This is a genomic window from Alphaproteobacteria bacterium (assembly GCA_033344895.1).
GTDB lineage: Bacteria > Pseudomonadota > Alphaproteobacteria > UBA8366 > Aestuariispiraceae > Pacificispira.
Window position 1 is genome coordinate 606,745 of record JAWPMN010000001.1, and the last position, 26,485, is coordinate 633,229.

General features: G+C 63.4%; 27 protein-coding genes. 19 read left to right on the plus strand and 8 right to left on the minus strand.

Going from position 1 to position 26,485, the window contains the following annotated elements; genetic code table 11:
• Positions 1-14 precede the first annotated feature (14 nt).
• On the plus strand, positions 15-758 hold the full coding sequence (locus tag R8L07_02725) for a sulfite exporter TauE/SafE family protein (GenBank protein MDW3204430.1): 744 nt from the start codon (positions 15-17) through the stop codon (positions 756-758).
• A 66-nt stretch (positions 759-824) separates the two neighbouring features.
• Entirely contained in the window at positions 825-2,078 is a 1,254-nt protein-coding gene (locus R8L07_02730; protein MDW3204431.1) for a nucleotide sugar dehydrogenase, read from the plus strand.
• A gap of 194 nt (positions 2,079-2,272) precedes the next feature.
• Here the strand turns inward: R8L07_02730 and R8L07_02735 are convergent, their stop codons facing one another.
• Both R8L07_02735 and R8L07_02740 read right to left on the minus strand, forming a co-directional pair.
• Positions 2,273-3,109, minus strand: coding sequence for a TIM barrel protein (locus R8L07_02735; GenBank protein ID MDW3204432.1), 837 nt, complete (start codon positions 3,107-3,109; stop codon positions 2,273-2,275).
• The gene (locus R8L07_02740) at positions 3,106-4,095 is read right to left on the minus strand and encodes a fatty acid desaturase (protein ID MDW3204433.1); all 990 of its coding nucleotides are present in this window, start codon (positions 4,093-4,095) and stop codon (positions 3,106-3,108) included. Before R8L07_02740 ends, R8L07_02735 begins: the two co-directional genes overlap by 4 nt.
• A gap of 138 nt (positions 4,096-4,233) precedes the next feature.
• Between R8L07_02740 and R8L07_02745 the strand changes: the two genes are divergently transcribed.
• Positions 4,234-5,139 (plus strand): LysR family transcriptional regulator, encoded by a 906-nt coding sequence (locus R8L07_02745; GenBank protein MDW3204434.1) that lies wholly within the window; start codon positions 4,234-4,236, stop codon positions 5,137-5,139.
• Between the two features lie 133 nt (positions 5,140-5,272).
• On the opposite strand, the gene R8L07_02750 is transcribed toward R8L07_02745, so the two are convergent.
• Entirely contained in the window at positions 5,273-6,079 is an 807-nt protein-coding gene (locus tag R8L07_02750) for an alpha/beta hydrolase (protein MDW3204435.1), read from the minus strand.
• A 93-nt stretch (positions 6,080-6,172) separates the two neighbouring features.
• Here R8L07_02750 and R8L07_02755 point away from each other — a divergent pair, with 93 nt between their 5' ends.
• The 3 genes from R8L07_02755 (at position 6,173) to R8L07_02765 (ending at position 8,138) form a co-directional block, all read left to right on the plus strand.
• Positions 6,173-6,769 (plus strand): CGNR zinc finger domain-containing protein, encoded by a 597-nt coding sequence (locus R8L07_02755; GenBank protein ID MDW3204436.1) that lies wholly within the window; start codon positions 6,173-6,175, stop codon positions 6,767-6,769.
• Between the two features lie 83 nt (positions 6,770-6,852).
• On the plus strand, positions 6,853-7,521 hold the full coding sequence (locus R8L07_02760) for a DNA-3-methyladenine glycosylase I (protein ID MDW3204437.1): 669 nt from the start codon (positions 6,853-6,855) through the stop codon (positions 7,519-7,521).
• A 47-nt stretch (positions 7,522-7,568) separates the two neighbouring features.
• Positions 7,569-8,138: an MAPEG family protein gene (locus R8L07_02765; protein MDW3204438.1), complete on the plus strand. Its 570-nt coding sequence runs from the start codon at positions 7,569-7,571 to the stop codon at positions 8,136-8,138.
• A gap of 12 nt (positions 8,139-8,150) precedes the next feature.
• Here R8L07_02765 and R8L07_02770 read toward each other — a convergent pair whose 3' ends face one another.
• Positions 8,151-8,714, minus strand: coding sequence for a hypothetical protein (locus R8L07_02770; protein ID MDW3204439.1), 564 nt, complete (start codon positions 8,712-8,714; stop codon positions 8,151-8,153).
• Positions 8,715-8,831: 117 nt separating this feature from the next.
• Between R8L07_02770 and R8L07_02775 the strand changes: the two genes are divergently transcribed.
• Positions 8,832-9,827 (plus strand): M23 family metallopeptidase, encoded by a 996-nt coding sequence (locus R8L07_02775; GenBank protein MDW3204440.1) that lies wholly within the window; start codon positions 8,832-8,834, stop codon positions 9,825-9,827.
• 644 nt (positions 9,828-10,471) lie between these two features.
• On the opposite strand, the gene scpA is transcribed toward R8L07_02775, so the two are convergent.
• Entirely contained in the window at positions 10,472-12,634 is a 2,163-nt protein-coding gene (gene scpA, locus R8L07_02780; GenBank protein MDW3204441.1) for a methylmalonyl-CoA mutase, read from the minus strand.
• Between the two features lie 158 nt (positions 12,635-12,792).
• Between scpA and R8L07_02785 the strand changes: the two genes are divergently transcribed.
• A complete protein-coding gene (locus tag R8L07_02785; protein ID MDW3204442.1) occupies positions 12,793-13,551 on the plus strand; it encodes a prephenate dehydrogenase/arogenate dehydrogenase family protein in 759 nt (252 codons plus the stop codon).
• A gap of 101 nt (positions 13,552-13,652) precedes the next feature.
• Positions 13,653-14,111: a DUF4168 domain-containing protein gene (locus R8L07_02790; GenBank protein ID MDW3204443.1), complete on the plus strand. Its 459-nt coding sequence runs from the start codon at positions 13,653-13,655 to the stop codon at positions 14,109-14,111.
• Between the two features lie 10 nt (positions 14,112-14,121).
• Here R8L07_02790 and R8L07_02795 read toward each other — a convergent pair whose 3' ends face one another.
• Positions 14,122-15,531 carry an amidase gene (locus tag R8L07_02795; GenBank protein MDW3204444.1) on the minus strand — a complete coding sequence of 470 codons (1,410 nt, stop codon included), beginning with the start codon at positions 15,529-15,531 and terminating at the stop codon, positions 14,122-14,124.
• 127 nt (positions 15,532-15,658) lie between these two features.
• Between R8L07_02795 and eutB the strand changes: the two genes are divergently transcribed.
• The 10 genes from eutB (at position 15,659) to R8L07_02845 (ending at position 24,851) form a co-directional block, all read left to right on the plus strand.
• A complete protein-coding gene (gene eutB, locus R8L07_02800) occupies positions 15,659-16,660 on the plus strand; it encodes a hydroxyectoine utilization dehydratase EutB (protein ID MDW3204445.1) in 1,002 nt (333 codons plus the stop codon).
• 11 nt (positions 16,661-16,671) lie between these two features.
• Complete coding sequence (locus R8L07_02805) at positions 16,672-17,664, plus strand: cyclodeaminase (protein ID MDW3204446.1); 993 nt, start codon at positions 16,672-16,674, stop codon at positions 17,662-17,664.
• Between the two features lie 174 nt (positions 17,665-17,838).
• A complete protein-coding gene (locus R8L07_02810) occupies positions 17,839-18,813 on the plus strand; it encodes an NAD(P)-dependent oxidoreductase (protein MDW3204447.1) in 975 nt (324 codons plus the stop codon).
• A gap of 20 nt (positions 18,814-18,833) precedes the next feature.
• Entirely contained in the window at positions 18,834-19,154 is a 321-nt protein-coding gene (locus tag R8L07_02815) for a DUF2849 domain-containing protein (GenBank protein ID MDW3204448.1), read from the plus strand.
• A gap of 3 nt (positions 19,155-19,157) precedes the next feature.
• On the plus strand, positions 19,158-20,828 hold the full coding sequence (locus tag R8L07_02820) for a nitrite/sulfite reductase (GenBank protein ID MDW3204449.1): 1,671 nt from the start codon (positions 19,158-19,160) through the stop codon (positions 20,826-20,828).
• Between the two features lie 19 nt (positions 20,829-20,847).
• Positions 20,848-21,360: a DUF934 domain-containing protein gene (locus R8L07_02825; protein MDW3204450.1), complete on the plus strand. Its 513-nt coding sequence runs from the start codon at positions 20,848-20,850 to the stop codon at positions 21,358-21,360.
• Positions 21,361-21,432: 72 nt separating this feature from the next.
• Positions 21,433-21,777: a hypothetical protein gene (locus R8L07_02830; protein MDW3204451.1), complete on the plus strand. Its 345-nt coding sequence runs from the start codon at positions 21,433-21,435 to the stop codon at positions 21,775-21,777.
• A gap of 68 nt (positions 21,778-21,845) precedes the next feature.
• The gene (locus R8L07_02835; protein MDW3204452.1) at positions 21,846-22,403 is read left to right on the plus strand and encodes a plastocyanin/azurin family copper-binding protein; all 558 of its coding nucleotides are present in this window, start codon (positions 21,846-21,848) and stop codon (positions 22,401-22,403) included.
• Positions 22,404-22,436: 33 nt separating this feature from the next.
• Complete coding sequence (locus R8L07_02840) at positions 22,437-24,149, plus strand: copper resistance system multicopper oxidase (protein ID MDW3204453.1); 1,713 nt, start codon at positions 22,437-22,439, stop codon at positions 24,147-24,149.
• 3 nt (positions 24,150-24,152) lie between these two features.
• Entirely contained in the window at positions 24,153-24,851 is a 699-nt protein-coding gene (locus R8L07_02845; protein MDW3204454.1) for a copper resistance protein B, read from the plus strand.
• 42 nt (positions 24,852-24,893) lie between these two features.
• Here R8L07_02845 and R8L07_02850 read toward each other — a convergent pair whose 3' ends face one another.
• Complete coding sequence (locus R8L07_02850) at positions 24,894-25,619, minus strand: hypothetical protein (GenBank protein MDW3204455.1); 726 nt, start codon at positions 25,617-25,619, stop codon at positions 24,894-24,896.
• 5 nt (positions 25,620-25,624) lie between these two features.
• The gene (locus tag R8L07_02855) at positions 25,625-26,443 is read right to left on the minus strand and encodes a class I SAM-dependent methyltransferase (protein ID MDW3204456.1); all 819 of its coding nucleotides are present in this window, start codon (positions 26,441-26,443) and stop codon (positions 25,625-25,627) included.
• Positions 26,444-26,485 lie beyond the last annotated feature (42 nt).

Here is a 26,485-nt window from a genome sequence, read left to right on the forward strand (position 1 = left end):
AGCCTCTTCGCGCCATGGATGGAAGCGCGCTTCTCATATTCGCTCTGGGGGCCGGTGCGGCCGGGTTCGTGTCCGGTCTGACAGGTCTGGGAACGGCGCTGACCGCGCTGGCTTTCTGGCTGCATGTCACGACACCGCAGATCGCAGTGCCCATGGCCGCCTCCATCGCTGTTCTCAGCCATCTGATCACGCTGACCTATATCCGTCAGGGCATCGTCTGGCGCCGTGTCTGGCCGTTTCTGCTGGGCGGCCTGATCGGATTGCCGATCGGTGTGGCCGCCCTTTCGGTCCTCAGCGGCGATGCCGCGAAGGCCGGCCTGGGCGCCTTCCTGATCCTCTACTGCACCTATGGACTGGCGGTGCGCCGTCCGCCGGTTATTGCCGGCGGCGGTCGCCCGGCCGACGGCGCCGTCGGTTTCGGAGGGGGATTCCTGGGCGGACTTTCCGGCGTTTCCGGGCCGTTGCCGACCATCTGGGCGGGCCTGCGCGGCTGGCCGAAGGATGAACAGCGCGGCGTCTACCAACCGTTCAACCTTGTCATCCTGGGGCTGTCGGTCGCGGGGCACGGCCTGTACGACCGGTTCGATCCCGTTGCCGGAACCGAAGCCCTGATCGCCTTCGCCTGCGCCGCCGGCGGTTCGATCCTGGGCATTACCACCTATCGCCGAACCAGCGATCGCAATTTCCGGCGCATCGTTCTCATCCTGTTGCTGATCGGTGGCATCACCCACCTGATCGCCTGGCTCGCCCGGAATTGACAGGAGCGCAGCCGGGGCCGATACAACGACCTGTGCCAAGAAGACTGTAAAGGGACAGCGACCCGCATGTTTGAAAACCCCACAATCGCCGTCATCGGACTGGGCTATGTCGGCCTGCCGCTGGCGGTCGCCCTGGCCCGCCACTTCGATGTCATGGGTTTCGACATCGACAAGAAGCGAATAGCCGAACTGCGCGATTATCATGATCGCACAGGGGAACTGACGCGCGGTGAACTGGCGGATTCCAAGCTTCAATACATTGCCGACGACAGTTTCCTGGAAGAAGCGCATATCCACATCATCACCGTGCCGACACCGGTCGGACCGGACAACAAACCCGACCTGCGCGCCATCGAATCGGCCAGTCGCATGGTGGGCCAGCGCATCCGCATGGGGTCGGTCGTGGTGTTCGAATCCACCGTCTATCCCGGCGTGACGGAGGAAGTCTGCGGCCCGATCCTGGAGCGGGAATCCGATCTGGTTTCCGGCCGGGACTTCTTCCTGGGCTACTCGCCGGAGCGCATCAATCCCGGCGACAAGGTTCACACGGTGGACCAGATCACCAAGGTCGTCGCCGGTCAGACGGAGAAGGTCGCGAACCTTCTGGCCAAGATCTACGGCACGATGAACAACGGCAATATCTACATCGCCAAGGACATCCGAACGGCCGAAGCGTCGAAAGTGATCGAGAATGCCCAGCGCGATATCAACATCGCCTTCGTCAACGAGATCACGCATATTTTCGGCGAGATGGGTCTGTCCGTCCATGACGTGCTGGAGGCCGCGGGCACGAAGTGGAACTTCCTGCCCTTCTCACCGGGACTTGTCGGTGGCCATTGCATCGGCGTCGACCCCTATTATCTCGCCCATGCCGCGCAGTGCCTGAACATCGAGCCGCGCGTCATCCTGGCGGGCCGGGCAATCAATGACGGCATGGCCCCAAAGATCGCCGACCGGATTCATGCCGAATTGAAGCCGGAATCCAACGTTCTGGTTCTGGGCATCGCCTTCAAGGAAAACGTGCCGGATATCCGGAATTCCAAGGTCGTGGATCTGGTGCGCCGCCTGCAGGAGCATGGCCACGATGTCGACGTCTTTGACCCGATGGCCGACCCGGAAGAGACCCGCCGGGAATACGGTATCGGCCTGATCGCCGAACCGGCCGGCGGCTATGACGCCGTCGTCGGCGCCGTGGGCCATTCGGGTTTCCTGTCGCTGTCGCTGCGTCGGCTGCTCAAGCCGGGCGGCCTCGTCGCCGACATCAAGGCGATCTGGCGCAGCCGCGGCGTTCCCGAGGAAATGCGCTACTGGACGCTCTAGCGCCTACAACGATGCGGGTTTCCGAGTCCGCGTAAAGACTCATTGAGGGGTCCTGCGAAAGCAGGTGCCTTGGGGGTACATGACCGGGAATGCCGCCGCGCAAGGCGGGATTCATGCCGCGGGTTGGATGCGGCGTCGACCAAGGGCAGACGGCGCCGCCCCACGACATGAATCCCGGCTTGCGCGGCGTTGCCTCAGGTCGCGGCCCAGATCTCCTCAACCCAGCCCTTGATCTTCAGCGCCTCTTCCCAGCGATCGGACAGTTCAAAACCGTCCGGCCCGGTAATGGCATATTCCGGCGGCCCCAGCTCGGTCAGGAAGATCATCGTGTCATCCGCAGCATGGCGGGATTTCCAGGATCGGAAGCCTTCGGCCCACCAGGCCTTGAACTGCTCGACCCATTTCTGATGCTGCGGGAAATCGATCTGAAGCTGGACCTGTTCGCGACCCGCGATGCGGCCCTGAAAGCTGTCGGCGCGTTCCAGGATGCGTCGGATCAGGGCCTGATCGCCGTCGCTCAACGGGAACCAGAATTCCCGATCGACGATGTAATGGGACAGGTCGGCGCAGATCGGCATGTTCGGCACCCGATCCATCAATTGCAGCGTATAGAACAGGTCGTTCGTGATGCAATTGCGGTGCGTTTCGAACAGGATCGGCACCCCCGCCCGGTCGGCCATCGCCATCCAATGGCGCACGACGGTCTCCCCTTCCTCGACGGTAAAGGGCATGACCTGGCCGATGATGTTGACGTAATCGGCCTCGAATTCCTTCGCCATGTCCAGAACCGGCTGCAGGTCTTCCAGCGTGTTCGGAAAGGCATTGATCATGCAGCCCAGACCATGCTTGCGGAACAGCGGCAGGGTTGCCTTGGCGACATCGATCTCGGACGCGCCAAGGTCCAGGCACATCCCGTCGAAGCCTGCCTCGGCGACCATTTCGAAGGCTTCCTCATCGCTGCGCTCGACCCCGTCCGGACGGCGCAGTTCCATGGCCCAGCGCGACTGATAGACTTTCAGCTTCTGGGTCATTCGGCGGGTTCCACATGGGCGGTGGAACTGTCGATCTCGGCGATGCCGTCACGGGTCTCCGGCCCTTTGATCAATTGCCGGATGAAGCGGTATTGAAAGGCCAGATAGCCGGTGGAGGGCGGCTCGTATCCCGCATGTTTCACCAGTTCGGCATGCAGCGCCGGCAGGTTGAAGAAGGGCACGGCCGGGAAGGTGTGGTGGGCCGTGTGATACTGCATGTTCCAGGCCATCCAGCGGAAAATCCACCAGGTCTTGATGGTCCGCGTGTTGTGCACCGTGTCCTGCAGATGGGTCAGACCGGTATGTTCCGTCACGTTCTGCACATTCTGGAACACCTTCATGGTGAACAACGGGCCGATCCAATAGATCACCGCCGCCCAGGTCTCCAGATAGACAGACGCCGCCGCAACCAGCGCATAGCCCGCCAGATGCCAGCGATGTTCGGCCACGACCTTCTGCTTCTGCTTGTCGGTGAAGTAATGGGCCGTCTTGCCGGACGCGACGATGAACAGGCGCTGAATGCGGCCGGTCCAGTAGGTCAGCCCGAACAGATAGGGCAGATAGCTGCCCAGCGTGTAGGGGCCGCCCCGGCTGATCAGTTCCGGATCGTTGTCCCAGTCCTGGGTATGCCGGTGATGTTCGAAATGATACCAGCGTTCATAGTCGCGCGGATAGAGCTGAATGAACCCGGTAATGCGGTTGAAGACATCGTTCAGCCAGCGGGTCTTGAAGGCGGTGTAGTGATTGTATTCATGCTGGGCCGCGAACAGGTAGTTCAGCAGGATCCCCAGGATACAGAAGAACGGGACGGCCCACCACTGACTGACCCCCTCGGTATTCAAGGTGAAATACAGGCCGGTTCCGGCCAGCAGGATCGCCCCGAAATGGCTGATCGTCTGTATCCAGCCGCGCAGATCCGACCGCTTGGTCAGTTCCCGCATCCGGTCGCGCGGGATCAGGTTCTTGCGTCCGACGAAATCTTCCATGACGGATCTCCCAGTTGCTACGCCACCGCCCAAGAGACACAGGCTTGGCGCTCTTCCTCGTTCCAAACTGTTGTACGCCACGCCAAAACGTCTATAAATAGCGCTGTATAGAACTAAACGTCGATAAATACCGACATAATGATCAAACCTTCCTTTACCGGCAGCCTCGGCGATACCGATATCCGGCTCCTGCGCGTTTTTGCGACGGTCGTCGAATGCGGCGGATTTACCCCGGCGGAGGCTGAACTGGACATCGCCCGCTCCACCATTTCGACCCATATCGCGAACCTGGAGACCCGACTGGGACTGCGCCTGTGCGAACGGGGGCGCGGTGGTTTCGCCCTGACGGAGGAAGGGCGCCTCGTCTATCAGGAGGCGCAGCGCCTGATGGGGGCGGTGGCTGCGTTCGAGGCCCGTGTATCCGGCGCCGGAAACCGGTTGGTCGGCGACCTGCATGTTGCGGTGATCGACGGCATCTTGACCCTGCCCGACGTCCCGATTGCCGAAACGCTGGCCCGGTTCCGCGATGCCGCGCCGGATGTCCATGTCACCCTGTCGGTCATGAGTTCAGAGGAAATGGAACGCCGTGTTCTAGACGGAACGCTCCACGCCGCCTTCATCGGCCAGCACCGCAAGCGGTCCGGCCTGACCTACCGCGAGATTGCGCGGGAGGTGCAGTATATCTACTGCGGACGCGGGCATCCTCTGTTCGTCCGGCCGGACGCGGATATCACCGAACGCGATCTGACCGATCATCCCTATGTCGGGCTCAGCCTTCTGGACACGGCGCATTCCACCGACCGCCCCTATCGCACCCGCCCGGCGGCCAGCGCCAGCAATCTGGAGGCAATCCTGATCCTTCTCCAGACCGGCCGCTATCTCGGCCGCCTGCCGGAACAATACACCCATACTTGGGAGGCCTCCGGCATTCTGCGGCCTCTTCGCAAGGATCTGACCCGCTACGAACAGGGCTTTGCGCTGATCACCCGCGACACAAAGCGCCCCTCACCGGTGCTCGCGGCGTTTCTGGACGCAGTAGGCTAGCAGCCTCCTACCCGCCGAGCCACTTGCCGACCACGAGGTCGACCTTGGCCGTATCGTCCAATCCGTCCTCGTCCAGCGACTACCATGTGCAGAACTTGGCGGCATGGTTCAAGGTTTCGCGGTCGCCGTCGGATCACCCATTCAACACCGCCGCGACGATGGCTTCCGGGGCGTCGTCCTGAACCAGATGGCCGGCATTAGGGATGGCGGTCAGGCGTCCGCCGGCGATCCGGTCGGCCAGCTTCTTGCCCTGGGACAGCGGGATCCAGTCATCCGCCGTTCCCCAAAGCACCTGCACCGCACCCTCCATCGGGCCATAGGCGTCCTCGACCTCATCGGTATAGGCCTGTTTCATCTGGGCGATCTGGCGATAGAAGGCGGCCTGCCCGGTCTGACCGGTCCATGGCGCGGAATAGGCCGTCAGTGCCTCTTCACGCAACGGCTGATAGGCGGCACCGCGAAGATAGGCCCGCAGCATGGCGTCGTGAATATAGGCCGGGCCCCCCGCAAAGGCCGCCTCGTGATCGCGAACATGCTGTACGAAGGGCGATCCCCAGGGCGAGACGGCTACCGCATCAAAGATCGTCATGCGGCGATACCGCAGCCCGTTCAGGTAATACGCCCGAAGCGCCGTCGCACCGCCGAAATCGTGGCACAGCACCTCCGGACGCTCCAGGTTCCAGTGCCGGAAAAGCGCGGCTAGCAGCTCGTTCTGCACCGCCAGGGACACATCGCGCCCGGCCGTCATATCCGATTGGCCATAGCCAAGCAGATCAAAGAAATAGACGCGATAGCGCTGCGCCAGATGCGGTGCGATCCGCCGCCAGACCTGGGACGAAAACGGCGTCCCGTGGATCAGCACCAGGGGATCGCCCTCCCCCATCTTGCCCCAGGCCACCGGACGGCCGCGAAAGTCGAAACGTTGATCCAGCGTCAGCATGTCCAATTCCCTTATAACCTTTTTTTCTATAATTAACGGTTACTCTCTCAATCGCCATTGTCAACCCACAAAAACCGTTTATAGGTTACTTTCATGACCTGGAGCGCAGACGACCTCATCGCGGAGCACCGTGGGCTGGATTTCCTGAACACGGTCGAAGACATCGACAAGACCCGCAGCCGCACGCAAATCCCGGACTGGCCGACCGCCCTGTCGTGGCTGCAGTTCGCTGGCATCCTTTCGGCACCGGAAGTCACGGTCTTCGCCAGGGACGCCGGCGCAGATCGCGCCTTCGCCGCCCTGATCGATTTCCGGGAGCGGGCCCATCATGTCTTCAGTGCCATTGCCGCCGCACGCGGTACCGGGGACGCGGTGCCGCCGGCCCTGCCGCGCGATTTCGAGGCCGATATCCGCGACGCCATCGCCTGCGCCCGTCCGGATCCGGCGACGGCACATTATGCGTGGCAGGTCGACCCGGACCGCGCGGGCGCCGATCTCGCCCGGTATCGCATCGTCCTGATGCTCTGGGACCTGCTTCAGGGGCCGGAGCTTGCGCGGCTCAAGGAATGCGGTCGCTGTTCCTGGCTGTTTCTCGACAAGGCCCGTGGCGTCGGCCGCCGCTGGTGCCGCATGTCCGCCTGCGGCAACCGCGCCAAGGCGGAACGATACCGCAAGTCCCATGCGGGATAGGAAATGCCTGGCTCACGAAATTTTGTGCGCCTTTTTTCCGCGCCCACCCCATCTATCCGGGATCGCGCTTCAGGGAGGGGACCATGCGTAGTTTCGAAGAAATCTTCGCCATCGCGGCCGACCGTCACGGCGGCGCGGCGGCCCTGAATGCGCGCCTGCCGAAGCCATCGGCGGATATCGCCAGGATTCCGGACGACCGTATCCTGGCGGAGATGACACGATGCATCTTTCAGGCGGGGTTCCATTGGAAAGTCATCGATCAGAAATGGCCCGGCTTCGAGGCCGCTTTCCACGGTTTCGCCCCCAACCGCTGCGCCATGATCCATGACGAGGAGATCGAGGCCCTGCTGGCCGATCCGCGCATCGTTCGAAACCCGGCCAAGGTGAAGAGCGTGCCGGAAAATGCAGGCTTCCTGCTCTCCCTTGCGCAGGAACATGGCAGCGCCGCCCGGGCTCTCGCGGCCTACCCGCCGACAGACTACATCCTGCTGCTCGACCGGCTGAAAAAGGAAGGCAGCCGCCTCGGCGGTGTCACGGGCCAGCGGGTCCTGCGCAATCTCGGCCTGCCGGCCTTCATCCTGTCAAACGATGTCGTCGCACGCCTGACCGCCGAAGGCGTGATCGACGGTGCGGCCACGTCCAAGAAGGCACTGTCAGCCATTCAGGCCGCCTTCGATCAATGGGCGGCCGAAAGCGGCCGATCCCTGTCGGAGATCAGCGCGATCCTGGCGATGAGCATCGACTCCCGCTAGGGTCTCCGCGCATTCCAGAATCCCATTGAAGCGGAAAGCCGTCCCACATGCCCCCGGACCTCTCCCCTCGGAAGCGCCGCATCGCGCGCATCATCTGCGGCTATCCGGTCGCGCTGGCACTGATCGCAACGGCGGTGAATCTGTTTGCAATCGGTATTGCCCCAGCCAGACCGTCCCTGCCGGACAGCACGACACTGATCGCGCTCGCCATCGCCGCCGCGCTGCTGCTGGTGAACCACGCCTGGCTGATGACCGCGACGGAACTGACCCGCCTGCGCCACGGCATCGCCACAACGCCGGAGGAACTGGGCGAAGATGCTGTCCTGGCACGCGACGCCGACCCGACGGCGCGGGACGCATTGGAGCGCCGGTTGAACGCGCACCGCAATCTGACCGAAAACACCGTCTATTTCGCGCTGCTGGCCCCGCTCTTCGCGCTGGTCTCGCCCCCGGCGCTGGCGGCGTATCTCTGGATCACCGGTTTCGCCGCAGCGCGCCTTGGCCATAGCGCGGCCTATCTGACCCGGCAGACCGGCCTGCGTGGATTGTTCATGAGCCTCAGCCTGACCGCTCTGTTCGGGATGGCGAGCTATCTCCTCCTCGCCCTGACCGCCTAGTGCGCCGGCATCTCAAGCGGCCGGCGCGGCTGGAACCGCGGGTTCGGCACCGCCGACCATTTCGGTCATGACGGGCGGGATGGCGGCTCGATCCTCCAGCACCGCGCCCCAGAACCTGCGGTTGATGGCAGAAACCGCCAGCAGCCCGTCGACGCGGTCCTCGCGTTGTCCCAGGGGCAGGACGAGGCGCTGGTAACACCTTGTGTCGCCATCCGATTCCGCCCGCACCTCGCGCAGCACTGGCACGGCGCAGTGTGCGACCTCGGAATAGTCGCGGAAAACCAGATCCGCGTAGTCCGACGGTTCCAGATCCAGGATGCGGTAATGGGTGTAATCCCGGCCGACGGCGAGGGTCAGACCGGATCCGAACATCCGGAAGGACATGTCGCCAAGCCGCTCCGGCACGTCGATCTGTACGCAATGCGGCGTCGCCGGCAGCCGTCCGCCCGCCAGGACCGCCTCACCCGAGGGCATTGCCGATGCCCCGCGCACCGCGTTCCAGTGATCCAGAACCACCTTCATGGGGCCGGACGCAAGACTTCCGATATCGGCAATCCGGCTTGAATACCTGTTCACGGGCCGCCTCCCAATCCGTTCATTCCCCGCGTCACCACACTGTCGCACAGGGCAGGATGGGCCCGACCGATTAACAAATCCTTAGGGCCCGCGGCGGGGCACAGGTAGTGTGGCGGCATGCAGAATTTCGTCCTTCATGCACTCGTCATCCTGATCGCCCTTGTCGCCGGCACGCCCCTCGCCGCGCAACAGCCGCCGGCCCTGTCCTATCCGGCGGATTGCGCCATCGGCCAAGGCTGCTGGATTCTGAGCCATGTCGACCTCGATTCGGGCCCGGACTATCGGGACCATAGCTGCGGACCGCGGACCTATGCCGGGCATGAGGGAACTGATATCGCATTGCTCGACCCTGCGGCCATGGCATCGAACGTGCCCGTCCGCGCCGCCGCCGACGGGACGGTCCTTGGAACCCGCGACGGAGAACCGGACAACCGCATGGATCGGGAAACGGACTTCACGAAGGGACGGGAATGCGGCAACGGCGTGCGCATCGACCATGGCGGCGGCTGGACCACGCAATACTGCCACCTGAAGAGGGGCAGCATCGCCGTCCGCGCGGGCCAGCGCGTCACGGCGGGCACAATGCTGGGCGCCATCGGCAGTTCCGGCGCCAGCGAGACACCGCATCTGCATTTCCAGCTCGAAAAGGACGGCACGGTCCTGGACCCGTTCCTCGGCCGCAGCCCCGACAATCCCGCCGCCTGCCGGGTCGGTGCGCCGCTCTGGACCGACACCGCGCTCGCCGCCTTCGGGGAGTACGCGCCCAGCTTCATCCGCCATGCCGGTTTCGCCCCGGGCCCGCTGAAGGTCCGCGACGCCCAGGCCAATCCGGCGCCGGAAACCCTGCCGCGCGACGCGCCGGCCCTGGTCTTCTACGCCACCATCTACGGCGTCCCCGCCGGCTCCGTCCTCGCCCTGCGGATCGAGGGCCCGGACGGCGCGGTCCTCGTCGAGGACACTTTCCCCATGCCGGAAACCAAGGCCCGTCAGTTCAACTTCATCGGCCGAAAGACCCCACCAGGCGGCTGGCCGGCGGGACGGTATACGGGAAGAGTGACGCTGACCGGGCCCGAGCGGACGGTCACCCGGATTGCGGTCGTGACAGTGCCGTAGCCCCCTCACCTTGGTTCTCCTCCCGTCTGAACCGTTCATCGAACACCCATACTTCACGTTGCAAAAAAAGAACAAAACATGAACATTATAGATACGAGTCTTCGCCGCAACTATCGACCTTTAAACCGCAAAGTCATGCGGTATAGAAGCGTTGCGTATCCGGCTAGTCGAAATGCTCGATCTTGGTGTAGCTAAAATCGCGGAACCGAAGCTTGATCTTTCGCATCCGAAGTCTTGTCTTCGTTTTCTTCGGTACCAGCAGTTTTAGCACACACCGGATCAGGCATAGTGCCCAGCCGAGAATGGTTTCCATTCTCGGTTAATCCCAGTTCTTTTGGGGAACGGCGTGCAATCCACCCGATTGCTGAAAAGGCCAACTTTGTCCTCGACAAGAAAAAGCCCGCCTAGGAAGGACCAAGCGGGCGGACAAATCCAACCTCAATTATCTAATTCTTACATGACATCTGTCGAAAAGGCAAGAATTAGAAACTCCAGTTAAAGTAACAGTCGTTACCCTTGCACAAGAGCGCCAACCGCACTTTCCGGATTGTGACTATCGTAACCTAATTTTTTCCGACCACAAGCCCCAAACAGTCTTTTCAATAGATTACCCTCTCCTTCGGGGAGAAGGGTTGGGTGAGGGCCTACTCCGCCGCCTGTGCCGCTACCGCTTTTTCGATGAGTTGCAGGATTTCCCCCGCCGCTGCCGGGATGTTGGTACCGGGGCCGTAGATGGCCGACGCGCCGGCTTTCAGGAGGAAATCGTAGTCCTGGGGCGGGATGACGCCGCCGCAGACGACGAGGATGTCACCGGCGTCCTGGGCCTTCAGGGCATCGATCAGTTGCGGGACCAGGGTCTTGTGGCCGGCGGCCTGGCTGGAGACGCCGATGACATGGACGTCGGCCTCGATGGCCTGGTTGGCGGCCTCTTCCGGGGTCTGGAACAGCGGGCCGATATCGACGTCGAAGCCAATATCCGCGAAGGCGGTGGCGATGACCTTGGCGCCACGGTCGTGGCCGTCCTGGCCCATCTTGACCACCAGCATGCGCGGCCGGCGGCCCTGGCGTTCGACGAAGCCTTCGATGTCTTTCTGAATCTGCATGAAGCCTGCATCCCCTTCATAGGCGGAGCCGTAGACGCCGGTGATGGAGCGGATCACCGCGCGGTGCCGGGTGAAGGCCTTTTCCATGGCGTCGGAGATTTCACCGACCGTGGCGCGGGCGCGGGTCGCCTTGACCGACAGGTCGAGGAGGTTGCCCTCGCCGCTTTCCGCCGCCTGGGTGATCGCCTCCAGCGCGGCGCGGCAGGCGGCCTCGTCGCGGGTTTCGCGGATCTTCTTCAGACGCGCGACCTGGCCGTCGCGGACCTTGGAATTGTCGATGTCCAGAACGTCGATCTCGTCCTTTTCCGCCGGGCGGTACTTGTTGACGCCGACGATGGTTTCCTCGCCCCGGTCGATGCGGGCCTGACGGGCGGCGGCGCTTTCCTCGATCTTCATCTTCGGCCAGCCGGTGTCGACGGCCTTGGTCATGCCGCCCATCGCCTCGACCTCGTCGATCAGCTTGCGCGCCTCGGCGATCATTTCGCCGGTCAGGCTTTCGACATAGTAGGAGCCGGCCAGCGGATCGACGGTCTTCGTGATATGCGTTTCCTCCTGCAGGATCAGCTGCGTGTTGCGGGCGATCCGGGCGGAGAAATCGGTCGGCAGGCCGATCGCCTCGTCAAAGGCGTTGGTATGCAGCGACTGCGTTCCGCCCAGCGCAGCGGCCAATGCCTCGACGGCGGTGCGCACGACGTTGTTGTAGGGATCCTGCTCCGTCAGGGACCAGCCCGAGGTCTGGCAGTGGGTTCGCAGCATCAGCGAGCGCGGATCCTTCGGCTGGAAATGCTTCTGCATCAGATCGGCCCACAGGAAGCGCGCGGCGCGCAGCTTCGCGACCTCCATGAAGAAGTTCATGCCGATGCAGAAGAAGAAGCTGAGACGCGGGGCGAACTTGTCGACATCCAGCCCCTTGGCCTGGGCGGCGCGGACATATTCCAGCCCGTCGGCCAGCGTGAAGGCCAGTTCCTGGGTCAGGGTCGCTCCGGCCTCCTGCATGTGATAGCCGGAAATCGAGATCGAATTGAACCGCGGCATGTGTTCGGCGGTGTATTCGATGATGTCGGCGACGATGCGCATCGACGGGTCCGGCGGGTAGATATAGGTGTTTCGGACCATGAATTCCTTGAGGATGTCGTTCTGGATCGTCCCGGACAGTTTTTCCGGCCCGACGCCCTGCTCCTCGGCGGCGACGATATAGCCTGCCAGTACCGGCAGGACCGCGCCGTTCATGGTCATGGAAACCGACATCTCGTCCAGCGGGATCTCGTCGAACAGGATCTTCATGTCCTCGACGCTGTCGATCGCCACGCCGGCCTTGCCGACATCGCCAACGACGCGGGGATGGTCGCTGTCATAGCCGCGGTGGGTCGCCAGATCGAAGGCGACGGACAGGCCCTTCTGACCGGCGGCGAGATTGCGCTTGTAGAAGGCGTTGGAGTCTTCGGCAGTTGAGAAGCCGGCATACTGGCGCACGGTCCAGGGACGCCCGACATACATCGACGCCTTCGGTCCGCGGGTGAAGGGGGCGAATCCGGGCAGCGAGCCGGTATGCTCCAGCCCGTCGAGGTCGGCCTCGGTATAGACCGGCTTGATGCCGATGCCTTCGGGCGATTGCCAGGTCATGTCGGCGGCGGTCTTGCCCTTGGATTCCTTCTCCAACAGGGCTTCCCAATCCGCCAGCGTCTTCTTGCCGAACTCGGCCATCACGTTCCACTCCCTTATCTTTATCCGCCCACAATACCGCACTGCACAACGATGAGTCCAACGGTTCCATCGACGCGGGCCGGACGGCGCAGACCAGTTGCCTATCCCGGACGGAACCGATAAGCACGCTGGGTTTCAACGCGACGGGTACCGGTACAGTGGCGAATTTCACGCTGGGCATTTTGGGATATGGGCATTTCGGGGCCTTTCTGCATCGTATGGCGGAACGGTTCATCCCCGACGTGACCGTGCGTGTCCATACCCGCAGCCGCAAGCCGGGCGACGGCGTCTTCACGACATTCGAAGAGGCGGTGGACAGCGACGCGCTGCTGCTCTGCGTGCCGATCGGGGTCTATGAGGAAACGCTGCACGCGATCAAGGATCTGCTGCGCCCCGAAACGATCCTGATCGATGTCGCAACGGTCAAACGCCATACCGGCGATCTGATCCGGGCCATCGTGCCGGGGCAGCCGCATATCTGCACCCACCCGATGTTCGGGCCTGAGAGCTATACCAAGCAGGGCGGCGACGTCACCGGCTTCCGCATCGTCATCACCGAAACCAATCTGCCCGATGAGACCGTCGAGCCGATCCGCAGCATGCTGCGCCGGGAAGGCTTCGACATTGTCGAGAAGACCGCCGACGAGCATGATCGGGAACTGGCCGAGACCCTGTTCCTGACCCACTATGTCGGTCAGGTCATTGCCCGCGGCGGGTTCGAGCGCACGGAGATCGACACGGTTTCGTTCGGATTCCTGATGGACGCGGTGGACAGCGTGCGCCACGACACGCGCCTGTTCGAGGAGGTCTGCCGTTTCAATTCCTACTGTGAAGAAGTCGTCCGCCGCTTTGATCGCAGCGAACGGGACGTCAAGAAACGGTTGCTGAATCTGACGCCTGCGCCGGAATCCGACTGACACGCCGGGAACTTTTTCGGCCCTTTTTGCATCTTCTCTTCGGAATACCCGTGGACCGGCCGGTGCCGGTTCGAAGGTTCAAGCCGTGATGAGAGGACGCAATGACCAGCATGAATCACGCGATGGCCAATCTTCCCCCGGCCCCGACCGGAGCCGATTGGAAAGCCCTGTTGATCGCGGGCGCCCTGGCGCTCGCCACCCTGCCCGCACTCCTCACCGCCGATCCTGCCACAGCCTATCCGTGGCAGCCCCATCACGTTGCGGGAATGGAATCCGCCGGCAGCCTCGTCACCGCGCAGAGCGGGGAAGAGATCAGCGACGAAACCCTGAAATCCTTCAAGACCGCCAAGACAACGGTCATGGCCATCAAGGACGAATGGCAGAACCGCGTCGAGCGGGGCGAAGTCGACGCCGAGGATGAGTCCGCACAGGACATTGTGCGCATTCAGATGACCGCCGCGATCGAACAGAACGGCCTGAGCGTCGACACCTACAATCGCATCGACACCGCGCTGAAATCCGACGCCCTGCTGCGTCAGCGCTATCAGGACCTTCCGTAGCGCCGGCCGGTTATTCCGCCACGGGTGCGGCGACGACCGGCCGGTCCACGGGGGGATTGCGGGCCCAGACCTGAAGGCCGCGTTCGACCGCCTCCGCCGCCTCCAGCACCTTGCGGTCGCTGCCGGGCGGACCGACGATCTGCAGCCCGACGGGCAGGCCCGCTTCGGTAAAGCCACCGGGTACCGAAACGGTCGGCAGGTCCAGCGCCGGACTGATATAGACCGTGCCCCAGTCATAGGCATCATGGTCCGTTTCTTCCGGTCGAAAGGCGGTGCCGCTGGTCGTCGGCCAGCAGATCAGGTCATAGCGCGTGAAGAATTCCGCCAGGATGTGCCAGGCCTTGACCCGCGCCGCATAGGCCCGCTCCATTTCAAAGCCCGTCATGTGACGCGACTGGGCGACCAGATCCAGGATGTCGTGCCCCAGTTCCAGCCCGTATTCGTCAACCGCCCAGCCGGCATATTCGGCGGCGCAGAGCGCCCGGAAGACCGGCTGACTGCGCGCCATGAAGGCGACATTCGGGTCGTCCTCCGCCACGGCGGCGCCGGCATCCGAAAGTGCATCGGCGCAGGGTGCCAGCGCCCGGGTCACCGCCGGGTCGATGGTGAAGGCGGCGGAGCCGACCGAAAAGGCGATCCGCATGCCGGACAGGTTCCCCGTCAATGGCGCATCGAACTCTTCCGGGCCGAAGGGCGGCGCGATGGGGCTGCGCGGATCGGGTCCGGACACTACCGACAGCATCAGGCGCAGATCGTCGACCCGCCTTGCCATCGGCCCCATGACATGCAGCCGGTCGAAAGGGGCGACGCTGGGCACTTTCGGCACGACGCCGGTCGACGGGCGATACCCCGCGACATTGCACCAGGATGCCGGAATGCGGGTCGATCCGCCCAGGTCGGTTCCGTCCGCCAGCGGCACGAGGTCCAGCGCCAGCGCCGCGCCGGCCCCGCCCGAACTGGAGCCCGCCGTCCGATCCAGCGCGTAGGGATTGCGCGTCCGTCCCCACAGGGCGTTGTCGGTATCGGCCCCGAAGGCGAATTCCGGCATATTGGTCTTGCCCACGACGATGGCGCCGGCGGCTTTCATGCGCTGGACATGCAGGCTGTCCGATTCCGGCCAGTTGTCGCGCAGCGCCTTGGCACCATAGGTCGTGCGAAAACCGGCGACATCGAAATTGTCCTTGATCGCGACAGGCACGCCGAACAGCGCCCCCTGCGCCCGCCCATCGGCGCGGTCCCGGTCCGCCGATTCGGCGGCACGCATCGCGGCATCGAGATCCGATTGAATGATCGCGTTGACCCGCCCGTTCAACCGGCCGATCCGATCCGTGAAGGCGGCCATGACCTCGGCACAGGTCAGCGCGCCGGATCGCATCCGCGCCGCCAATTCCGATGCCGACAACCGGGTGATGCTGTTCATTTCTGTCGTTCCGCCCCCAAAATCTGACCGCTGCGCAGTATCACCGAAACCGAATGGCGGCAATTGCCGAAAAGACCCGCCGGTTATCTTGTTCGAACCGGTGGTGCGTGCTTATTCTGCGCGCACCATGACAGATGCACACATTCCCTTGTCCGCCATCGAGGCAGCGCACGAGAAAATTCGTCCGCATGTGCTTCGCACGCCCCTGGTCCCGGCCTTTCCCCTGTCCGACTCGGTCGGCGGAGAAATCCGGTTGAAACTGGAGTTCCTGCAGGCGACCGGTGCCTTCAAACTGCGCGGTGCGACCAATGCGATCTTGTCGCTCAGCGACGCGGATCGTGCCCGGGGCGTCGTTACCTGCTCCACGGGCAATCACGGGCGCGGGGTCGCCTATGCCGCGCACCTCCTCGGGGTGCGGGCGGTGGTCTGCATGTCGGAGCTGGTGCCGCAGGTGAAGGTGGACGGCATCAAGCGCTTCGGCGGCGAAGTCCGCATCGGCGGCAAGAGCCAGGACGAGGCCGAAGTCGAGGCCATGCGCCTGATGCGCGAAGAAGGCATGATCTATATCTCGCCCTTCGACCACGCGCATGTCATTGCCGGCCAGGGCACGATCGGCCTGGAACTGGTCGAGGACTGGGCCGAGATGGATACGGTCGTCGTGCCCTTGTCCGGCGGCGGTCTGCTGGCCGGAATTGCCTCGGCGGTGAAGGCCAGGCGCCCGTCGACGCGCCTGATCGGCGTCACAATGGAACGCGGCCCGGCAATGTATGACAGCCTGCGCGCCGGCAAGCCGGTTGAGGTCGTCGAGGAACCGACCCTTGCGGACTCGCTCGGCGGCGGTATTGGACTGGACAATGCCCATACCTTTGCCATGGTCCGCGACCTCGTCGACGAGACGGTTCTCGTCAGCGAAACGGAGATCGCGGCGGCGATGCGGGGGCTGTATCGCGATCAGCAGATCGTCTGCGAAGGCGGTGCCGCGGTCGGCGTGGCCGCCCTCATGTCCGGCAAGATCGACGCGAAGAACCGGCACACCGCCGTCATCGTCAGCGGCCGCAATGTCGACATGGATATCTTTACCCGGATCGTGAACGGCGAAGACGTCGATCTGGCCAGGGAACGCTCCTGAAGGGGACCGACATGCAAGAAATCCTGATCCTGAACGAAAACGAACTGCGCCAGGCGATCACGCTGGACATGACGGCGGTCGATCTGGTCGCCGAGGCCTTCGCGAAACTGTCCGACGGTTCGGTCATCATGCCGCCGATCCTGCGCATGGACATGGAGGACAGAAACGGAGAGGTCGACGTGAAGACCGCCTATGTCCCGGGACTGGACGGCTTTGCTATCAAGGTCAGCCCGGGTTTCTTCGACAACCCGAAAAAGGGTCTGTCGACGACCAGCGGGCTCATGGTCGTGCATGATGCCAAGACCGGCTTCGTGCAGGCGGTCCTGCTGGACAACGGCTATCTGACAGATGTGCGCACCGCAGCCGCCGGTGCGGTCGCCGCGCGATGCCTGTCCGTCAAGAACGCCAGCCGCGCCGCGGTCATCGGGACCGGGCTGCAGGCACGATTGCAGATCCAGGCGCTGACCCTGGTCCGGCCGATCGAAACCGTAACCGTCTGGGGCCGGGACCCCGAAAAGGCCGCCGCCTGCGCGCAGGATATCGAATGGTCGACTTCCCTGAAGACCAGGATTGCCGGTTCTGTGGAGGAGGCCCTGGCCGACGCGCAGATTGCCGTGACGACGACCCCCAGCCGCACACCGCTGATCGACGAGTCGATGCTGCATCCCGGCCTGCATATCACCGCCATGGGGTCGGATGCGGAGCATAAGAACGAGCTGGCCCCGAACGTCATTGCCGAGGCCGATCTCTTCGTTTGCGACAAGCATGAACAATCCGCGCGGCTGGGCGAACTGCACCATGCCGTGGGCGCCGGTGTCGTGCCGGAAGACATGCCGGTCACGGAACTGGGCCATGTTGTCGCCGGCACCCATCCGGGACGTCAGAGCGACGATGCCGTGACCGTCTGCGACCTGACCGGAACCGGCGCGCAGGACACGGCGATCGCCACCTATGCCCTGTCCGTCGCTCTGGAAAACAGCTTCGGTACCCGCATCACCAACTGAACCAGCCGGCCCCGCGCCTTTCTCGCCACGGCTTGTGCCGCGGACGATGTGAATTTCGTCCGCCAATTCCGCATGCAGGTGTGGACATATTTATAATTCACACTTATATTACGTCTAAATGATTTTTCACACATTTAATTGTGTGAAATCGGCAAGCGAGGCGAGAGCAATATCATGGACGTGTTTCCGTCCTTCTGGCGTCTGGAGAACAGAAGCGTGATCGTGGTCGGCGGCGCCGATGCGGCGATCCGCAAACTGCGCCTGCTCGCCCGAACGCCGGCCCGCCTCACCGTATTCTCCGACCACCCGGCGGCGGAAATCGCCGCCCTGGAGCGAAACGGGCGTATCGTCCTGAACCGACGCACCCTGACCGTGGCCGACATCGACGATGACGCCGCCTTTGCGGTCGTCGCCACAGAGGATGATGCTGTCGCCGAAGACGCTGTCACCCTGTTGCGCGCGGCCCGTGTCCCGGTGAACGCCGTCGATCGGACCGAACTCTGCGATTTCCTGATCCCGTCCATCGTCGACCGCAACCCGGTCGTGATCGGGATCGCAACCGGGGGCGCCGCGCCGATCCTGGCCCGGAATGTCCGTGAGACGCTGGAAGCGATCCTGCCCGCGCGCCTGGGCAATCTGGCCGCCTTCGCCCGGCGTTTCCGGGGTGCGGTCTCTGCAACACTGGGTGACGGCAAGGCCCGCAAGGCCTTCTGGGAAAGCTTCTTCGCCGGGCCGGTTGCCCAGCAGGTACTGGACGGTGACGAGGCCGCGGCCAATGACGCCATGCTGACGGTCCTGAACCGGCGCGCGGCCGCCGAACGCCCGGCTGGCAGCGTGACACTGATCGAAGTCGATGCGGTCGAGACGGACCTGCTCAGCCTACGCGCGCTGCGGCGGATGCAGCGCGCCGACATCGTGCTGCATCGCCCCGACGCCGCCCCGGCGCTGATGGAACTGACTCGCCGCGACGCGGACCGTGCCGAATGGACCCGCGCCGACAGCGTCCTTGACCTTGCGGCCCGTCATGCCGGCGTCGGCCTGTCCGTGGTCGTTCTGGGCCCGCCCGGCAGCCTGCCCGAAACCCGTTACGAAACCCTGCGCCATGGCGCGGCCCCGGATGCCCGTCCGGCCGCCCTGGCCGCCGTCTGAGCCATCGGAGGAATTCGGCGATGAGCCTGAAAGCCCTGAAAGCCAACCGCCTGTCCGACGGCGAAGCCGTCTGGCTGACCGATGCCGGCGGCTGGTCCGACCGCGTCTCCGCCGCCCGGACCGAAGGCGATGCCGACGGCCATGCCGCGTTGGAGAAGATCGGTGCCCAGGCCACGGCCGACGCCCTGGTCGTCGATGCCGAACTGATCGACGTCGAAATCCGGGACGGCGCGCCGGTCCCGACCAAACTGAAGGAGCGCATTCGTGCGCTGGGGCCGACCGTGCGCCTCGATCTCGGCAAGCAGGCCGAGCCGAAATCCCGTCTGCAAGAGGTTGCGTAAGCCATGTACCGTTACGACGAATTCGACGCTCAGCTGGTCCAGGAACGGGTCGCCCAGTTCCGCGGTCAGGTCGCCCGCCGGGTCGCCGGCGAACTGACCGAAGACGAATTCAAGCCGCTGCGCCTGATGAACGGCCTCTATCTGCAGATTCATGCCTATATGCTGCGCGTCGCCATTCCCTATGGCACGTTCAATGCCACGCAGATGCGCAAGCTGGCCCATATCGCGCGGGTCTACGACAAGGGCTACGGCCATTTCACCACGCGCCAGAACATTCAGTACAACTGGATCACGCTGGACCAGACCCCGGACATCCTGGAGGAACTGGCCACTGTCGAGATGCACGCCATCCAGACCTCGGGCAACTGCATTCGGAACACGACCGCCGACCCCTATGCCGGCGCCGCCGTGGACGAGCATGAAGACCCGCGCATCTGGGCGGAAATCATCCGGCAGTGGTCCAGCTTCCACCCGGAATTCAGCTTCCTGCCGCGCAAGTTCAAGATCGCCGTGACCGGTGCCGAGAACGACCGTGCCGCCGTGCGCGTGCACGATATCGGCCTGGTCATTGTGCGCAACGATGCGGGCGAAGTCGGCTTCAAGGTGATGGTCGGCGGCGGTCAGGGCCGCACCCCGATGATCGCAAAGACGATCCGGGAATTCGTGCCGAAGGACAATCTGCTGTCCTATCTGGAGGCCGTGCTGCGCGTCTACAACATGCTCGGCCGCCGCGACAACAAGTACAAGGCACGGATCAAGATCCTGGTCCACGAAGTCGGCGTCGAGGAAGTGACCCGCCTGGTCGAGGCCGAGTGGGAAGCGATGAAGAAGGAAACCTCTGTCGACCTGCCGGCCGAGGAGCGCGACCGCATTGCCGCCTATTTCGCGCCGCCCGCCTTCGAGACGCTGGCCGACACCGACACCGGCTTCGAAGCCCGCAAGTTCGAGGACCGCGACTTCCGTCACTGGGTGCGTACCAATGTGAAGCCGCACCGTCAGCCAGGCTATGCCATCGTCGACATCTCGCTCAAGCCGACCGGCGGCATTCCCGGCGACATCACCGCCGACCAGATGGACGCGGTCGCGGATATCGCCGATGCCTATGCCGTCGACAGCGAAATCCGCGCGACCTATCAGCAGAACCTGGTTCTGCCGCATGTCCGCCTGCAGGACCTGCCCGCCGTCTATGACCGTCTGGTCGCGGCCGATCTAGCAACCGGCAATATCGGTCTGGCCGGCGACATCATCGCCTGCCCCGGGCTGGACTACTGCAACCTGGCCAACGCCCGGTCGATCCCGGTTTCCCAGGCAATCTCCGAACGGTTCGCGGACCTGAACCGCCAGTACGATATCGGCCCGCTGGAGATCAAGATTTCCGGCTGCATCAATGCCTGCGGCCATCACCATGTCGGCCATATCGGCATTCTGGGCGTCGACCGGAAGGGCGAGGAGCATTACCAGCTCACGCTGGGCGGGCGCGCCGACGATGCCGCCGCCATCGGCAAGATCACCGGCCCCGGCTTCAGCGCCGACGGCATTGTCGACGCGGTGGAAACCGTCGTCGAAACCTATCTGACGCTGCGCCGCGATCCCGCGGAACGCTTCATCGACACGCTTGAACGCCTGGGACCCCAGCCGTTCAAGGAGCGCCTGTACGGCGCCAAGGCCGCCTGACCGGAAGGAGACCCCAGACATGGCTCTTATCAAGAACGGTACCCAGGTTTCGGATCAGTGGATCACCGCCGACGACGATACGCCGGTGCAGGCCGACATTCCGACCATCGTCAGCTACAAGCGCTTCCTGGAAGAACGCGAAACCCTGGTGCGCAGCCGTGCCGAACTGGGCGTGAAAGTGGCCCCGGGCGAGGATGTCACCGCGCTGGAACGCGATCTGCCACGCCTTCAGGTCATCGCCCTGGACTTCCCCAAATTCACCGATGGCCGGTCTTACAGCGCCGCCCGCATTCTGCGCCAGCGCCTCGGCTTCGAGGGCGAAATCCGCGCCACGGGCGAGGTTCTGCGGGATCAGTACCTGTTCATGCAGCGTGCCGGCTTCGACAGTTTCGAGGTCAGGGACGGCGTCGAGGCCCGGCAGTGGCTGGATGCGGTGCGGGAATTCTCGCACTATTACCAGCCTGCCCCGAACGGCACATCCGCCGTCTGGGCCCTGCGCCATGCCGGACTGGCCGCTGCGGCGGCGGAGTGAATTTGGCCACGACGCCGCCGGTGCAGCAGGACATCTCTTGACCGCGAACCGGTTAGCCGCAATATAGTCGGCATGGCATTCGCGCTGAAACGAGCCCTTTCGGTATTCCTGGCTATCGGCATGGTAACGCTGGTGCTTGCGGACGTTACGATCGCAAGTGCCGACCTCCATGACGATCACGCCATGTCAGGAGCCTCTTCCCCGATCACATCGATTGATGCTTCAGCGGTGGATGCTCATTGCGCCGGCCATGGCATGGCCTGTCTGATTTCTGCCAGCCATTGCAATTCAACCGCCCTTCAGGACCTCGTTTTCCTTTCGGAGCCGGCCGAGATCGGCGGGGCGGAGTATCACGACGCGGGCGAGCGCCTGCATGGCTACGCGCCCGGGACAGACAGCCCCCCTCCAAGAGTTTGATTCGCGTTTCCCAAGGCGGAACTCCGGTTCCGCACCACGAACACGATTCAAATCTATGGAGTCTCGATATGACGTTCTCTGTGAAAAATTCCGTCTCGGCCGTCTTTGCTTTCGGTCTGAGTGCTTCGCTTGCCCTCGCCTCCGCCTTTGCGGCCGGTGAACATGGCGGCGGCCATGGTCATGGCGCCAAGATCGGTCAACCGGGGGACCCGTCCGCCGTGTCACGTACCATCGAAGTCAACATGGGCGACAACTTCTACGAACCCGAGGAAATCGAGGTCAAGGAAGGGGAAACCGTTCGTTTCGTCGTCACCAACAAGGGCGAATTCGTGCACGAGTTCAACATTGCGACGGCGGAAATGCACAAGGCCCATCAGCCCGAAATGATGATGATGATGGAGCACGGCGTGCTGGAAGGCGACCGGATCAACTGGGAAGCTGCCAAGGCCATGCAGGAGTCCATGGGCCACGGCATGCATGAGGAACCGAACAGTATCCTTCTGGAACCGGGACAGACCGCTGAGATCGTATGGCAGTTTCCGGATCATGCCGAACTGGAATTCGCCTGCAATGTGCCCGGCCATTACGGCGCGGGCATGGTCGGACCGATCAAGCTGTCGCATTGATCGGGCCCACGGAGCAGAATCGGAAACTCTGAAATGACTCTGAAAACCGCGATCCGGGCGCTTGCGCTCGGATCCGGCCTGATCGCGCTGCCATGGGGTGGCGTGACGGCCGGAGAATATGACCTGACGGTCGATCGCGTTACGATCGACACCGGATCCTTCACCCGCAGCGGCATCGGCTACAACGGCGCCTCGCCCGGCCCTGTCCTGCGTTTCAAGGAAGGCGAAGAGGTTACGATCAACGTGACCAACAATCTGGATGAGCCGACTTCGATTCATTGGCATGGCCTGATCCTGCCCTATGAGCAGGACGGCGTGCCCGGCATCAGCTATGACGGTATCGCCCCCGGTGAAACCTTCACCTACCGGTTTCCCATCGTTCAGGCCGGGACCTACTGGTTCCACAGCCACACGGACTTTCAGGAGCCAGACGGCGCCTATGGGGCGATCGTCATCGAACCGGAAGGCCGTGAACCATTCCGGTTCGACCGTGAATATGTGGTTCAACTGACCGACGCCCATCCGCATTCCGGCCATCGGATCATGCGAAATCTGAAGATGATGCCGGACTATTATAACCGGCAGCAGCGGACCTTCCTGGACTTCCTGTCAGACAGCGAGAAGGAAGGCATGCAATCGGCCCTGGCGGACCGTGCCGCCTGGGGCGACATGCGCATGATGCCGACCGATATCGAGGACCTGCAGGGATACGATCCGCTGATCAATGGCAGGAGCGCCAGCCAGAACTGGACCGGACTTTTCGAACCCGGCGAAAGGGTGCGGCTGCGGTTCGTCAACTCATCCGCGATGACCTATTTCGATATCCGCATTCCCGGCCTGGAAATGACGGTCGTACAGGCGGACGGCAACAATGTTCAGCCTGTCAGCGTCGACGAGTTCCGGATTGCAGTGGCGGAAACCTATGACGTCATTGTGAAGCCGACCGACGATCGCGCCTATACGATCTTTGCTGAATCAATGGGGCGTACCGCCTATGCACGGGGCACCCTTGCCCCGCGCGAAGGCATGGCCGGTCCCGTGCCGGACCTGCGCCAGCCTCCGCTGCTGACCATGGCGGATATGGGCATGGCGCATGACGGCATGGATCACGCGGCCATGGGGCACGGGGCCCCGGCCGCCGGGACCCATACCATGGCGGACGGCACCGTTATGCAAGGTATGGCACACGGCAGCATGGAAGGCATGGACCACAGCGCCCATGCCGGCATGCAGGGCTCTGCCGCCGATCCGTTCTATGCACCGGGCAGCGGTCTGACCCCACGGGCGGCCAATGACGGAAAATTCCTGTCCTATGCCGACCTGAAAGCCCAGAAACCACTATACAAGGACCGCGAGGCGACCCGGGAAATCGAGATCCGTCTGACCGGCAATATGGAGCGCTATATCTGGTCTCTGAACGGCGTGAAATACGATGACGCCGATCCGATCGTCCTGCAATACGGCGAACGTGTCCGCTTCAAGTTTGTCAACGAGACCATGATGACGCATCCGATGCATCTGCACGGCATGTGGTCGATCCTGGATAATGGCAACGGCAAGTTCGACCCGATCAAGCATGTCGTCAGCGTGTCGCCCGGCACCACGGTCTACATGGAAACGGAGGTCGATGCGCCCGGCCAGTGGGCCTTCCATTGTCACCTGTCCTACCACGCCGACAGCGGCATGTTCCGGAAGGTGATTGTCCAGGGCGGCCCGGTCGCCGACGCGTTGAAAAGTGAGGGCTGAGCGATGAGGAAAACACTTGCCGCTTTGGCCGTCCTGTTCTCCGGCGCCACAACCACGGCACAGGCGGAACCCATCGTCTGGGGTGTCCAGGTGGAACAGTTGGAGCATCGCCTCGGGGAAGCGGACGGCAATCTCCTGGCGTGGGACTTCGACGCATTCGTTGGGGACGACGATCTGAAATTCGTCTGGCGCAGCGAAGCAGAATACGAAACCGGTCCAAGCCGCTTCGAGTCCCTTGAGAACCAGGCCCGGCTGCAGTTTCCGGTGTCGGACTTCTTCGACGGGGTCATGGGTATCCGGGTGGAAAATCCGAAAAGCTATGACCGGGTCGACTTTGTCGCCGGCCTGCACGGCCTGACGAAACAGTGGTTCGAGGTCGATGCCGATCTGTTCCTGTCGGATCACCCTTCCGCCCGGTTCGAGGTCGAATATGAGGGGCTGATTACCAACAGGGTCACCCTGACGCCCAGTTTCGAAATGGACCTGCCCTTCACCGACGATTCCGAAAAGGATGTCGGTGCCTGGGGCGTGACAACGGAGATCGGTGCCCGGGTAAGCTATGATCTGGTCGACCGGCTGTTCTCTCCCTATGTCGGGGTTCACTACGAACGCAGCTTCGGCGAGACCGAGCGAATTCTCTCCAACGAAGGAGAGGCCAGCGAGTCGGTCTATCTGGTTACCGGGATGAAAGTCCTGTTCTGACTCCACGGGCGGGGCCGGCCGGGCGCCGGCTCCCGCCCATTTTCATCTGACCCCGTCCCTTGCCCGTTCCAGCAGACGCCATGCGATCAGGAAGTTGAGGGCGACGAACACCGGTACGACCAGGGTCGGTGCGAGCGCCATCGGAAACTGGAAGATCGCCGCCATCCCGGGCGCATCGGTGAACACCTGGACGGGACCGGGAAGCCCCATCTGCATCAGGATCAGCGCCGACGGGACAATGACGGCGGCACCACAGAGATGCCATGCCGCCAGACGCGGGCCGGTTACGCGCCGTTGCGCCACGCGCCGGGTCATCCACAGCGCGGAGAGCCCGAAGAGCAGATCCGGGATTCCGATCAGCAGGGCGAAGTAGAGCGTGAAATCGCCGTTCAGCCCCTTCATGACGCCGCCGATCGCACAGATCCGCAGGCATTGCAGCGCGGTGTTCCAGTAATCGGGGACGCTGTCGATCAACGCCCGCATCCCGTCCCGCCCGGGCCCCGTCATCAGGGGCAGAGAGAGCAGCAGGACCGGCGGCATCGTGATCCAGAACGGCGGCCAGGACGCCAGGAACCAGTCCTGTGCATAGACCCCGTCCCGGGCCAGAATGCCGCTGAAGACACCCCATCCCGCCAGAGCGGCCAGGATGGCAAAGCCGAAAAACGTGCCACGGCCACTCAACGCCCCGGATCGGCGGGCCCGGATCAGAAGGAACGACAGGAAGACCGCCTGCGCGGCAAACAGAAAGGGCAGTGTGGAATTGCTCATCCCCGTCAGGCCGCCCGGCAGAGGATCATGCCGACCCGCAACGCCCCGGAGGACAGATTGCGCAACAGGTTGGGCGCGATTTCGGCAAAGACGGGGCCAAGCACGAGATGAAGGCCAAGCGGCGGCGGACCACCCGCCTCCCGGATCTTGTTGATCGATTTCCTCATGAAGGCCGCCGCGGCGTCGGTATCGTCCGCGCCGTCGACGATCTCGAAACCGGCGACCCGCAGATCGATCTCCACAGCCTCCCGGTCGGCCAGATGGCTGTTCTCTTCGGTGTCCGACCACGGCATGGGATAGGCCGGATCGGGGCCGTCCCCGCGGAACATGTCATAGACGATGAATGGCGCCCCCGGTTTCAGACGCCGCCGGATGGCATGGTAGAAGCCCTCCTTGTCGGCCACGTTCATCCCGACATGGATGGTCCAGGCGCCGTCATAGTCGCCGTCGTGATGGGCAACGTCCCGGCACAGGAACTCCGTCTTGCCGGCGAGACCGACCCGGGCACTTAGCTCAATCGCGATTTCGCAATAGCTGCGGGAGAGGTCGAGGCCGGTGACATCATAGCCCTTGTGCCTTGCCAGCGCCCGGGCGGGCCCGCCAAGCCCGGCCCCGACATCCAGAAAACGCGCGCCCGCAGGCAGGTCCAGATGGTCCATCAGCATTTTCGTCGCCATCGGCCCGCGAATATGAAACTCGTCGACGGCCGCCAGGGCTTCCGGCGCACCGCCAGCGGCCTGCCATCCCGCCAGAACACGCTCCATCGCGCCCTGCTTTTCATAATGCGCCAGCATGCGGTCGCGGTTTGCCTGGTCAGCCGTCATTGCCTTCTCCGTTTGGATGATAATTGTCATCTATCTTTATAG